Raw genomic sequence first — 8,384 nt, 5'->3', positions numbered from 1 at the left:
CGTACGCAGTCACACCCATCGCGAACACGTCGTTCATCGACATCACCAGCCACAACACGAAGATCGAACTGGTGACCGCAGCGGTCGCGTCGACGCCGAGCCCCGCACCCACAGCGCGTCGACCCACTGGTAACCGAGGCGCAGGAACTGAGAGATCAGTACCGGGATCGCGAGGGTGAGCAACGCGCGCGGAATCGAGCCGGTGAGCGCGCTCGCGGGTGCGGAGCTCGGCGTGGCAGGCGTCGGCGCGACCGGCGCCTCGGTGCTCAAGTGCCGGGCTCCGCGGGCGGTGCCTCGTGCGCCGGCGGGCGGGTTTCGTCCGGGAGCCGCGCGTCGGGATCGAGCGCGAGCGCCAGCGACCGCAGGGACTCGGCCTCCGCCGCGTCGCCGCCGAGCTGCTCGATCTGGCGTTCGAGAAAGTCCTGTTCGCGTCGCTGCATGCCCGCCTAGCGCTTCGTCGCGGGTTCACCGCCGAGCACGGTGGACGGGTCCGGGATCGTCAGCCCCGCGGCGCGAATGACCGCGTTCAGGTGCGCGACCTGACCCTCCAGCTCGCCGATGCGCTGTCCGACTTCGAACACGCGACCGGCCAGGAAGCGAGCGAGCGACACCCCGACTTCCGGGAAGTCGAGCATGATCTCGAACAGATCGGTGGTCGGGATGTTCACGACGTGGACGTGGTCCATCGCGACGGCGGTCACCTTGTGCGGCTCGCTCTCGGCGAGCGCCAGCTCGCCAATGCCGTCACCGGTGCTGCGAATGCCGTGCAGTGCCGAGCCCTGGCTGATCACCACGCGGCCCACCACCACCAGGAACACGCCGCGATTCGGCTCGCCCTCGCGGAACAGCGCCTCGCCGGGATCCACATGGATCTCTCGCGCGCGTGAGGCGATCTGCGCCAACGGCTCGGTCGGCACCCCCGAGAGCAGCGCCACACTCTTGAGGAACATCGTCTTTTCGACCAGCGTCATCAGGGCTTCCACGAACCTAACCTCCCAGAAGCGCGAGCTGCGCCCACGTCGCGGTTTCCCGCACGCGCGTATCGAGTGCGCTCAGATTGCGTTCCACGTCGCCGAGCAAGTCCCGATGCTGCCGCTTCCCGACCACGTGCAGGGCGACCGCCTTGAGCCACGGATCGCCGAGTTCGAGGATCTGCTTGAGCGACTGTTCGAACGAGTCGATCGCGAATCCATAGCGCGTGCGCGCCAGCGCCAGCCTGCCCGCATCGCCCGAGTCGTCGACCAGCGGCAGCACCAGCGCGCGATGCTCGGGGGCGAGCGCGTTCTCGAGGTACTCGAGCGCGTCGCCGCGCGCCCGCGACTGCTCCGACAGGATGCCATGGTAGGCCGCGAGCGCATTCTGCGCCGGGTAGATGAGCGCGAGCCGTCGGAACACGCGATTGAGCGCCTGTTCCATGCGTTCGTTCAACACGATGGCGAGCAGCCGTTCGGCGTCGCGGCCCACGCCGATCGGGCACACCCGATAGTGCGCGAGCGCAAACAGGAACTGGCGCACGTCGCGCTGGATGTCCTCGGTCACGAGCGCGCGCGGAAACTGAACCGGCGCCTTCGCCGCGCGCAGCCGGTTCTCCGCCTTGAGCAGTCGGTAGTCGAGCCGCGTGTCCTCGGGCTCGCGTACGCGGAACATGGCGTTGACCGATTCCTGGGTCGGAATGTCGCCGAGTACGCGCGGAATGATCTGGCGCAGTTCGAGCGAAACGCTCGAATCGGTGAGGTAGTCGCCGAGCGTACCCACCACGCGCTCGCCCATCGCGATCAGCCCGCGATGCGCGGCCTCGCGGAACTCGCGGGTGGCGAGCGCTTCGATCAGCAGCGGCACGTCGACGCGGCGACCCACACGGCCCGCGCTCACGAGCGCGGTGCGACGCACCTCGCGGTCGTCGTCGCGCAGCAGCTGGCCGAGCAACTCGTGAACCGCCGAGGGGCCGGGGTGACGACCGAGTGCTTCTGCGACCGCGATGCGATCGCTGCGAACGCCCTCTCTCAACACACGCGTGAGTCGCTCGGTCAGTCGCGCCTCGAATGGAGCGGGTGCGAACTCGGCGAGGCAGTTGACGGCAGCGCGGCGCAGCTGCGGGTCGAGCGACTCGAGAAACGGCTCCATGGGCTCGAACGGGTCGCCGCCTTCGAGGGCGCAATGCGCCGCCAGCGCCTGAACGCGCACCTCTCCGTCGGGGTCGGTCATGAGCGCACTCACGCGCCCGCTCCACGTGGCGAGACGCCGCTCGCGCACCAGCGACAGCGCGCGCGCGCGCACCTCGGGGGAGTCATGCTCGAGCAGTCCGCCCAGATAGGCCTCGATCGACTCGGGTGCGGTTTCGAGCAGCAGCTCGATCGCCTGCGTCACCACGCGTCCGAGCGGGTGCGAGAGCAAGTTCGTCATCTCGGCGAGCAGCGTGGCCTCACGGAGTGAAACCGGTTCGCGGCGCAGCTCGAGGTTGTTGCGGCGCAGATTGCGGCCCAGTTCTCGCACGTAGCCCGAGCGAACGCCGAGCCATGCGATCACCCACACCACGCCGACCGCGAGGATCGCGATCGCCATGACGCGCAGGCCCCCGCCCGCCGCGAACGTGACGGCCAGGATCAGCAGTCCGGCGAATGCGTCGCCCAGACGCTCGAGCCCGGCGTCGATCAGGGCCTTGGCGCGTCGCCGCATCCCCGGTTCGAGCGGGAAGTAGAACAGCTCCGTCGCCGATCGATTCACCGACATGCGGGCGATGTGATCCCACGCGCGCGTCAGGGTCGATGAGAACACGCCGGGTGCGAACAGTACGCCCGTCGCTCCGGCCACCAGGCCGAACGGCAACAGTGTCGCGCTCCATCCCGCACCCGCGCGCTCGATGAGCCATCGGGTCAGGAACAGTTGCAGGCCGATGGCGGCGAGATTCGCGAACATGTAGAACTGACCGAGGAAGGTCGCGATTTGCTGCGGATCGTCGAAGCGCTGCTGCAGCTCGACCTTGAACTGGTAGTCGACCACGCCGCCGACCACCACCGAGCACAGTGCCGCGAGTGCGAGCCACCGCACGTACGGGTGTTGGAGTGGCAGCGTCTCGGGCCCCGCGTCGGTCGGCAGCGGAGCCTCGACCGCCGCATGGCAGCGGGTCGCCAACACCAGCGGTGTGGCGAGCGCGATCAGGATGCCGGCGGTCGCGAGCAGCGAGGCGAGGGCCGTCATCTGAGCGAGCGGTGCGGCGAGGGCGCCACCGACCAGCCCGCCGACGATGCCGCCGAGCCCCACGATCCCGAACGTGCGCTTGGCCTCGCGGGTGTGGGAGATGCTGTTCGCAAAAATCCAGAACTGCGCCATCAAAACGATGCCGTAGAGGTTGACCCACATGTAGAGCGCGATCGGCAGCCACGACACCCGCAGCGGCACCACCGCCGCGAACACCCCGAGCGAAGCCGCACTCACGAGCCCGATCGCAACCAGCGATCCCGGCGCCGAAAAGCGCCGGGTCAGCCGCGCGTGAAGCTGGGTGGTGACGAGCGCCAGTACCCCGATCGCCAGATAGACGTAGGGCAGCACCGTCACCGGCAACTGCGCGAGGAACAGGGCATCCCGGGCGGTCTTGGTCAGTGTGTAGGAAGCCGTGAACGCCCCCAGCACCACCGCCAGTGAGATGGCACGGCGCGCCTCGTCGGGCTCGAGCTTCAAATGCCGGGCAATCACGGCAATCATGCGCGTGGCTCGACCCCGCCGTTGACGACTTCAGAAACCGCCCGCATATTCCCGCCTCGCCATGACTGCCCATACTGCCGCACGAGCTTCCCGCCTTCCCGTGATCTTCGCCGCGTTCGCCCTGCTGTGTCTGCCGCTCGGCGCCGCAGCCCAATCCGATGCGGTGGACGCCCCTTCCGACTCGACTTCCCTCGCGCCGACTGCCGAGCCGCCGTGGAACCCCGCGCGACCGGTACCCGCGAATCTGCCGTGGGAAGCGGTGTTGCGGGCTCCGGGTCGCCTTGTCTCACTGCCGATCTCGGCACTCGGGCAACTCACCCGGCAGTCGTTCATCGTCATCGAGGAGCGCAACGTCGTGCCGCGTGTGCTGTTCGCATTCGCGCTGCTGCCGAGCGCCGACCTGACCCTGTCGCCCGCGTCACTCGGTGATCGCACCGGTCTCGGCGGGCGCATCGCGTGGAATCCGGGATTCCTCGCGCATCATCTCCAGGCGGACTACAGCGGAACCACGCGGAACTATAACAGGACGCACGTTGCGCTCACGTCGGAGCGGGCGCGGCTCGAGTTCGTTCGCGAGTGGCGCCCGCAGGAACGTACCTACGGGCTCGGAATGACGAGCAGCGGTCGGGACACCGCGAGCTACTCGGCGAGCGTCGGGGGACTGCACTTCGTGGTGTCCGGGGCCGCCCGCCCGGCCGGACTCGGCGCTGCGCACCTGGCCGTGAGCGGATGGGTCGGTGTCGAGGATGTCTCGGTTCGAAACGGACGCGAGGCCGACGTGACGCCGCTCGACGTGCAGTTCCCCGAGTACGTGCTCGCGCCACCGGATGCGCGCGGCTTCACGACCGTGGGTGGCCGAGTGCAGCTCGATTCGCGCGCCGGTGCGCCTCACTGGAGTCGGGGAGGCAGGCTGCGGGTCGAGGCGAGTGTTCACGAGCCGATGAACTTGTCCGACTACGGAGTCCTCGACGGCGCCGACGTCGGCGCGAGGTTCACTCGCTACAGCGCCGAAGCCGAGGCCGGAGTGTCGTTCTGGCGCGATCCGCGCACCTTCCGACTACTGCTGCACGCAACGCACCTCGATTCGCGCGCCACCACCTTCGAGTTGCCGCTCACCGCGCTTTCGATCCTGGGCGGTGGACTCGGGCTCGCGGGCTTCGAAGCCGGACGGTTCCGCGATCGCGACCGGGTGTTGGGACGGCTGACCTATCTGTTCCCGCTCGCCGAGCATTTCGAGATGGACCTGCACGTCGAGAGTGGCGGCGTGTTTCCGGATCTCAACGACTCGCTGCGACTCGATGAGCTCGAGGTGTCTTACGGCGTGCTGCTGAGGCCGCGATTGAAGACCGCGGCGATCGGTGCGTTCGGGGTCGAGTGGAGCCACGAGAAGGTTCGCATCCGTTACTCACTCGGGATGGTCGAATGACCGGCGCCGGTTTGCGCGTTCAAGGCGACGCGTTCGCGCTCGCTTGCGCGATGTTCGCGCTGGCGTGCGGGCTCGTGTCTCCCGCACGTTCGGCGGAAGCTCCCGCGGGCCCGCGCGAGACCGAGATCTCGTACTACTACGACCTGGTCGATCAGACGCTGTTCCGCCCCGTCTCGCGCACGCTCGATCCGGTGATCGGCATTCGCCGCCTCACCGGAAGCAAACGAGAAGCGGTGAACGTCGACGCGCAGGGTGCGATCCGCCTGCCGAGTACCTGGTGGCAGCCACGGCTCGGCTTCCGGCCCGTCACGGTCGACCAACTGCTGCACGGGCCCGGTCCGAGCACGGGCCAGGCGCCCGGCCCCTGGACGGTGACGCGCGCCAAGACGCAGGGCGTCACGCCCGGCTTCTTCATCAAGGACGCGGCCGGTCAGCGCTTCATCATCAAGTTCGACCCCCGCAAGCAACCCGAGATGGCGACCGGCGCCGACGTGGTGTCGAGCTATCTGTTGTGGGGCGCGGGATTCAACGTGCCCGACAACGTGATCGTGCACTTCCGGCGCGAGGACCTGCGCTTCGAGAGCGGTGCCCAGTACACCGACGTGATCGGGCGCAAGCGGCCGATCAGCGATGAGTTCCTCGACAAGCTGCTGGCGCGGGTGCCGCAACGCGAAGACGGCAGCTACCGCGCGGTCGCGAGCCGCCTGCTGAGCGGCCGCCCGCTCGGCCCGTTCGAGTATCGCGGGCGGCGGCGCGACGATCCCGAAGATCTGATTCCGCACCAGCATCGCCGCGAGCTGCGCGGGTTCTGGACGCTGTGCGCGTGGCTCAGCCATGCCGACTCCCGCGGCCCCAACTCGCTCGACATGTGGGTGACCGAAGGCGGCCGCTCGTTCGTGCGGCATCACCTGATCGACTTTGGATCGTGTCTGGGCTCGGGGGCGGTGGCGGCGCGCTCGCCTCAGACCGGCAGCGAGTACTTCGTGGACTATGGCGTCATGACGCGCGCGCTGCTCACCCTCGGGCTCCATCGCCCGGCGTGGGAAGCCTCGGTGGATCCCGGCCTGCCGAGCATCGGATTCATCGAGGGCGACACGTTCGATCCCGACAGCTGGCGGCCGGACTACCCGAACCCCGCGTTCGACGAACGCACTCGCGCCGACATCGAGTGGGGTGCGCGCATCGTGGCCGGCTTCTCCGACGCGCACATCCGGGCCGCGGTCGAGCAGGGGAAGTTCTCGAATCCTCGCGCCACCGACTACCTCACGAAGGTGCTGATCAAGCGCCGCGACAAGATCGTGCGGCAGTGGCTCGGCGGGCAGGCCGGGGCGACGCCTTGAAGCGCGGGGCTCTCGCCGCGCTGATCGGAGCGGCGGCGAGTCTCGCGGGCTGCGCCCCGATCGCCCGCTTCGAGCCGGTCGGCGCGCCGCTGCAGGACGCGGCGCGGGTGGTTCACCAACAGCAATCGCTCGCGACCGGCGGCGACTCGGTGGTGCTGCTGGTCTACGGCGACAACCGCCCCGGCTGGCGCGTTCAGAGTCGCGCGGTCGAGTTCTCGTGGCTGCGCGGGCTCAAGAGCGGCACCGTCTCGGGGGTGCTCAAGGGCATCGCCGCACTCCCGATCGTGCTGATCGAATCGATCGTCCCGGCGCTCGACGGCCCTCGCGACGCGATCGACGTGATGCGCAAGCGTCCGACCGGCGGCGGCGAGAACCGCGTGCTCCGCGCCCTCGAGCGCGAACCGGCGAGCGCGGTCGTGAGCCTCGGCGACATCGTGCAGGACGGTCGGCGCGGTCGCCTGTGGAACGACTGGTGGACGAAGCACCGAGCACTTCGCGAGCGCCTCCCCTACCTCGCGGTGCCGGGCAACCACGAGCGCTTGAGCGATTCGACGGCGCGCGCGAACTTCGACGCCGCAATCGAACGGCCCGGGCGCACCGACGCGTGGCGGCAGTGGTATGCGATCGAACTACCCGATGCCGAAGCGCGCCTGTACGTGATCGACTCGGACCTGCTCGCCGACGTGAAGCATGCGTACCCCGACGAGGTCGAGCATCCGCTGGCCGACCAGCAGCTCGCGTGGCTCGACGCCGAGCTGGCGCGTCCGGCGCGCTTCAAGCTGGTGGCTCTCCATCATCCGCTGGTGGTGGCGGGGAGCCATGAGTCGGACTGGGAAGGCGAAGGCACCGAGGATCTGGTGCCGGCGCGCCGCGACCAGCTGCTCGAAATGTGCGCGCGTCACGGTGTGACGGCGGTGCTGGCGGGCCACGAGCATCTGTATCAGCGCGTGTTCGTGCGCACGCCTCACGGTGGCTTCTGGCACCTGACCTCGGGAGGCGGCGGCTCGCCGCTTCACGTGCTGCCGCACGATGCGCGCACGCGCGTGCTCGCGCAGTCGTTGCCCGCCGGCTTCTCGCTCGATCCCGCAACACTGGTCCAGCGCCGCACCTACGAGTACCTTCGCATCGTGCTTCCGGCGTCCGCGCGCGCAGGGGCGGACGGCTCGCGGACCGCCCCGGCATCGGTGAGCGTGAAGCAGGTGGCGATCAGCGGCGCCGCACAAGTGTTCGATTCGTTCGTGATCCAGACCCCGGAGTCCCGGCCATGAGCGTCGCCACGTCCGCCACGCCCGCGGCGCCTCGCGGCTGGCTCGATCGTGCGCTGGCGCCGTTTGCCGAGGTGCGTGGCGGCGAGGGCGCGACCGCGCTGCTGCTGATGCTCAACGTGTTCCTGCTGCTGGGCGCCTACTACCTGCTCAAGACGGTGCGCGAACCGCTGATCCTCGCCGGCGGCGGTGCCGAGGTGAAGAGTTATGCGGCGGCAGGCCAGGCCGTGCTGCTGCTGGTGCTGGTCCCGCTCTACGGTCAGTTCGCGAGCCGCGTGAGCCGCTTGCGGCTCATCACCTGGGTCACGGTGTTCTTCATCGCAAACCTGGTGGTGTTCTACCTGCTTGCGGCGCAGCAGGTGCCGTTCCTCGGCGTAGCGTTCTTCCTGTGGGTCGGCATCTTCAATCTGCTCGTGATCGCACAGTTCTGGGCGTTCGCGAACGACGTGTACTCGCCGGAGCAGGGCCAGCGCCTGTTCGCGATCGTGGCGTTCGGCGCGAGCAGCGGAGCCGTGGCGGGTTCGTGGGCGGCCGGCATGCTGATTCCGCGGCTCGGCGTCTACCCGCTGATGCTGGTGGCCGCATGCGTGCTGGCACTGTGCATCGGACTGACCGTGATGGTGGAAGCGCGCGAAAGCCGCCACCGCGTCG

Annotated in this window: 8 protein-coding genes; 4 read left to right on the top strand and 4 right to left on the bottom strand. The window is 69.0% G+C overall.

Annotated elements, in window-relative coordinates; all coding sequences use genetic code 11:
* Positions 1–42: 42 nt before the first annotated feature.
* From HOP12_04395 to HOP12_04380, 4 genes are read right to left on the bottom strand one after another with little or no spacing between them, the layout of a single operon-like run.
* Positions 43–270 (bottom strand): hypothetical protein, encoded by a 228-nt coding sequence (locus tag HOP12_04395; protein NOT33393.1) that lies wholly within the window; start codon positions 268–270, stop codon positions 43–45.
* Positions 267–440 (bottom strand): hypothetical protein, encoded by a 174-nt coding sequence (locus HOP12_04390; GenBank protein NOT33392.1) that lies wholly within the window; start codon positions 438–440, stop codon positions 267–269. Before HOP12_04390 ends, HOP12_04395 begins: the two co-directional genes overlap by 4 nt.
* A 6-nt stretch (positions 441–446) precedes the next feature.
* Positions 447–983 carry a cyclic nucleotide-binding domain-containing protein gene (locus HOP12_04385; GenBank protein NOT33391.1) on the bottom strand — a complete coding sequence of 179 codons (537 nt, stop codon included), beginning with the start codon at positions 981–983 and terminating at the stop codon, positions 447–449.
* A 4-nt stretch (positions 984–987) separates the two neighbouring features.
* A complete protein-coding gene (locus HOP12_04380; GenBank protein ID NOT33390.1) occupies positions 988–3,702 on the bottom strand; it encodes a hypothetical protein in 2,715 nt (904 codons plus the stop codon).
* 100 nt (positions 3,703–3,802) lie between these two features.
* Here HOP12_04380 and HOP12_04375 point away from each other — a divergent pair, with 100 nt between their 5' ends.
* From HOP12_04375 to HOP12_04360, 4 genes are all read left to right on the top strand, one after another.
* Positions 3,803–5,128, top strand: a complete 1,326-nt coding sequence (locus HOP12_04375; protein ID NOT33389.1) for a hypothetical protein — start codon at positions 3,803–3,805, stop codon at positions 5,126–5,128.
* Positions 5,125–6,468: a hypothetical protein gene (locus HOP12_04370; GenBank protein ID NOT33388.1), complete on the top strand. Its 1,344-nt coding sequence runs from the start codon at positions 5,125–5,127 to the stop codon at positions 6,466–6,468. The genes HOP12_04375 and HOP12_04370 overlap by 4 nt, the downstream gene beginning before the upstream one ends.
* Positions 6,465–7,736: a hypothetical protein gene (locus HOP12_04365; protein ID NOT33387.1), complete on the top strand. Its 1,272-nt coding sequence runs from the start codon at positions 6,465–6,467 to the stop codon at positions 7,734–7,736. Before HOP12_04370 ends, HOP12_04365 begins: the two co-directional genes overlap by 4 nt.
* Positions 7,733–8,384 (top strand): hypothetical protein (locus tag HOP12_04360; GenBank protein NOT33386.1); only part of this gene is annotated, 652 nt, incomplete at its 3' end. The genes HOP12_04365 and HOP12_04360, both read left to right, overlap by 4 nt.

The sequence above is a fragment of the Candidatus Eisenbacteria bacterium genome (genome assembly GCA_013140805.1).
Classification (GTDB): domain Bacteria; phylum Eisenbacteria; class RBG-16-71-46; order RBG-16-71-46; family RBG-16-71-46; genus JABFRW01.
This window is presented reverse-complemented; position numbering and strand designations above follow the sequence as displayed.